The organism is Arthrobacter sp. I3 (genome assembly GCF_000520575.1).
Taxonomy (GTDB): Bacteria; Actinomycetota; Actinomycetes; order Actinomycetales; family Micrococcaceae; genus Arthrobacter; species Arthrobacter humicola_A.
On record NZ_KI914913.1, the window covers coordinates 63,254 to 66,683 of the forward strand.

Annotated in this window: 3 protein-coding genes and 1 pseudogene; 2 read left to right on the forward strand and 2 right to left on the reverse strand. The window is 68.6% G+C overall.

All coding sequences use genetic code 11. The annotated features are described in order from the left end of the window. Window positions 1-1,057 (forward strand): DUF3418 domain-containing protein (locus tag Y706_RS24080; RefSeq protein WP_043435256.1); only part of this gene is annotated, 1,057 nt, incomplete at its 5' end. A 72-nt stretch (window positions 1,058-1,129) separates the two neighbouring features. Here Y706_RS24080 and Y706_RS0107300 read toward each other — a convergent pair. Both Y706_RS0107300 and Y706_RS0107305 read right to left on the reverse strand, forming a co-directional pair. Beyond that, window positions 1,130-1,558, reverse strand: coding sequence for an HIT family protein (locus Y706_RS0107300; protein WP_028276083.1), 429 nt, complete (start codon window positions 1,556-1,558; stop codon window positions 1,130-1,132). After that, window positions 1,555-2,733 (reverse strand): NAD(P)-dependent alcohol dehydrogenase, encoded by a 1,179-nt coding sequence (locus Y706_RS0107305; protein ID WP_028276084.1) that lies wholly within the window; start codon window positions 2,731-2,733, stop codon window positions 1,555-1,557. Before Y706_RS0107305 ends, Y706_RS0107300 begins: the two co-directional genes overlap by 4 nt. A gap of 287 nt (window positions 2,734-3,020) precedes the next feature. Between Y706_RS0107305 and Y706_RS0107310 the strand changes: the two are divergent. Beyond that, window positions 3,021-3,430, forward strand: a pseudogene (locus tag Y706_RS0107310) (HNH endonuclease); the annotation flags it as partial.

The window sequence follows — 3,430 nt, forward strand, 5'->3', positions numbered from 1 at the left end:
GTCCCGCCGGGCCATCGCGGAATCCCTCGGTGCCACCCCGGGCACCACGGCACCCCAATCCAAGGGAAATGCCGCGGCGAAGGCGAAAGCCGGCGCGAACGGCAGGGATGGCGCGCGTTCATCACAGGCCGGCACATCGCCGTCGGCCGCCCTGGCGGCTGCCACAGCCGCGGCGCCGGGCGGGTTCACCGAAATGTCCGGGCTCAAGGACTGGACCTTTGGAACCGTCCAACGCCAGGTCCAGGGAACGGTTGGCGGGCACACCGTCACCGGCTATCCGGCTCTGGTGGACGAGGGAACGTCCGTGGCGCTGCGGCTGTTCCAGACGCCGTCGGAACAGCAGGAAGCCATGCGCGGCGGGGTCATCCGGCTCCTGGCCCTGAAAGTGCCACCGCCGGACCGCTATGTCCTGGAGCACCTGAACAACACCGAGAAACTGACCTTCAGCCAGAACCCGCACGGTTCCGTGGCCGCCCTGATCGCCGACTGCGCCCTGGCCGCCATCGACAAACTCACGCCGGCCCCGCTGCCGTGGGACGAGGCCTCGTTCAAGGCGCTCTACGAGAGCGTCCGGGCGGAGCTGATCGACACCGTCTTCACCGTCACTGCCGTCGTCGAACGCATCCTGGCCAGCACCCGCCGGATCGAAAAGCAGCTCAAGGGCACCACGAGCCTGGCCCTGATCAGCGCGCTCAACGACGTCAAGAGCCAGCTCGAGCAGCTGGTGTATCCGGGTTTCGTGGCACGCACGGGCTACGCCCAGCTCAGCCAGCTGCCCCGCTACCTCGCGGCGATCGAAAAGCGCCTCGAGAAGCTGCCGGGCAACGTGCAGCGGGACGCCCAGCACATGGCCTCGGTCCAGGCCCTGGAGGACGACTACGACGACGCCGTGTCCGCGCTGCTGCCCGGCCGGCGGGCGGGCGCGGAGTTAACCCACGTGCGCTGGATGATCGAGGAACTGCGGGTGAGCCTCTTCGCCGTCGAACTCGGGACCGCCTATTCGGTGTCCGAAAAGCGTATCCGCGCCGCCCTTAACAAAGTGCTGGCGCCGGCGTAGACCCCTGAGGGTGCTGCGCCGGCGCCAGCATTGGCGGCCGGGAATGTCCGGGCGGGAATGTCCGGGCGGGACCTAGGCGGCCGGGACGTGCTCCGCGTGGCCGGCCGTGCGCAGGCCTTCGCGGAGCTTCTCCGCGTTGGCGTCCAGCGTGGCCGGATCCGGGTGCTGGTCCACGGATCCGAAATCAAAGTCCGCCATTGAGTTCGATGGCCACACATGGACGTGCATGTGGTTGATTTCGTAGCCGGCCACGATCAGCCCGGCCCTGGCGGCGTCGAACACCTCCACCTGGACGGCGCCGATCTTGCGGGCAACCTCCATGACCCGGCCGAGGACCTCGGGCGAGGCATCCGTCCAGCGGTCCACTTCCTCGGTGGGCACCACGAGGGTGTGGCCGTCGGCCAGCGGGCCCATGGTCAGGAACGCCACGACGTCGTCCTCGCGCCAGACGAAGCGGCCCGGGATCTCGCCGTTGATGATTTTGGTGAAGAGAGTGCTCATGCGTCCGCCTTTTCTGCCGGGGACCCCAGGGTACTGACGTCCAGGACAAAACGGTACTTGACGTCGCCTGCCACCATGCGGTCGTAGGCTTCGTTGAGCTGGTCCGCGCCGACCACCTCAACGTCGGACACCACGCCGTGCTCGGCGCAGAAGTCCAGCATCTCCTGCGTCTCGGCGATGCCGCCGATCAGCGAACCCGCGTACGCGATCCGGCGCCGGATCAGCGCGCCGGGGTTGACGGGCGGCATTGCATCCTCGGGCAGGCCCAGCTGGAACAGCGCGCCGTCCAGGCGGAGCGTGCGGAAGTAGGGGTTGAGGTCGTGCGAGGCGGCGACGGTGTCGATAATGACGTCGATGCTGCGGTTCGCGGCCTCCATCGCGGCCGGGTCGGTGGAGAGAATGACGTCGTCGGCGCCCAGCTCGCGCGCTGCGGCGAACTTGTTCTCCGACGTCGTGAAGACCTTGACCTCGGCGCCCATGGCCTTGGCGATCTTGACGGCCATATGGCCGAGGCCGCCCAGTCCGACGACGCCAACGACGTCGCCTTCCTCGACCTCGAAGTGGTTCAGGGGCGAATATGTGGTGATGCCGGCGCACAGCAGGGGCGCCGCGGCGGCGGGGTCCAGGGCTTCCGGCACCCGCAGGACATAGTGGCGGTCCACCACGATCGACGTGGCATACCCGCCCTGGGTGATGGCGCCGTCGTTGCGGGCATCCTTCGCCCCGTAGGTTCCCACCGCGGCGTTTTCGCAGTACTGCTCGAGGCCGTCCAGGCAGCTCTCGCACTCGCGGCAGGAGTCCACGATGCAGCCCACGCCCACGCGCTCACCCACCGTGAAGTCGTCGACGGCGGAACCGAGCCGGGCGACCCGGCCGACGATCTCGTGGCCCGGGATCAACGGGTAGGTGTCGCCGCCCCATTCGCCCCGGGTGGCGTGCACATCCGAGTGGCACAGACCGCAGAATTCGATGGCGATCTCGATGTCGTCTTCTTTGGGGGCGCGCCGGGATACGGTCAGGGGAACAAGTCCGCTATCCGGTGCGGTGGCACCGTAAGCAGCGGCCAGGGTGGGGCCGGCGGTCTGCGCGGCGCTGCCCGCCGTGGTGTTCGCGGTGGTGTCGAGATCCGGCAGCGGCTTGGCAAGGGGCGGGGGTACGGGACGTCCAGGTGTCATACGTCGACGCTACCCCCGGTCCCGGCATGTGTTCCACTTTGGAGTGGCTGGCGACGGCTCGTCGTTCAGGTCGGGCACGTTGCCCAACTGGTCGTGCGTCAACGAACCGGGGCCCCCTATGGACGCCGTCCGAGCAACTGGCCGGAAGGCCGGATACTCAACTGCGTCCAAGACTTCCGCACCGACAGCCGCCATCATTCGCTAACGAATTGGCCGCCGCCGGGCAGTTGGCACCCGGGGCGGACCCTGCGGCCATTATTGTCGGGGGTCCCTGAAACACTGGATTCATGGACGGCAATCAGGGGCCCGAAGTAGTTCGAGCAGGATACGGCGACGGCGGCCTGAGTCGCGCCCGATCCTTCGCCGCCGCAGCGGGACTAAGTTCTGCCGTCCGCTCAGCGACCGGCAGCGCCGGAATCATTGACCGGATCCGGGAACTGGAGGACAGGAAGTCCGCCGCGTCCGCGGAACAGGCCCGGCTCGCCGTGGCCTTGGACCTGCTCCAACGCCGCGAACAAGCCCGGCTCGGGGTCCCGGCCGAGAAGCTCGGCGCCGGGATCGGCGCGCAGATCGCCCTGGCCCGGCGCGAATCCCCGGCCAGGGGCGGCCGGCTCCTGGGCCTGGCCAAAGCCCTCGTGACCGAGATGCCTCACACCCTCACCGCCCTCGAAACCGGGCAGCTCAACGAATGGCGCGC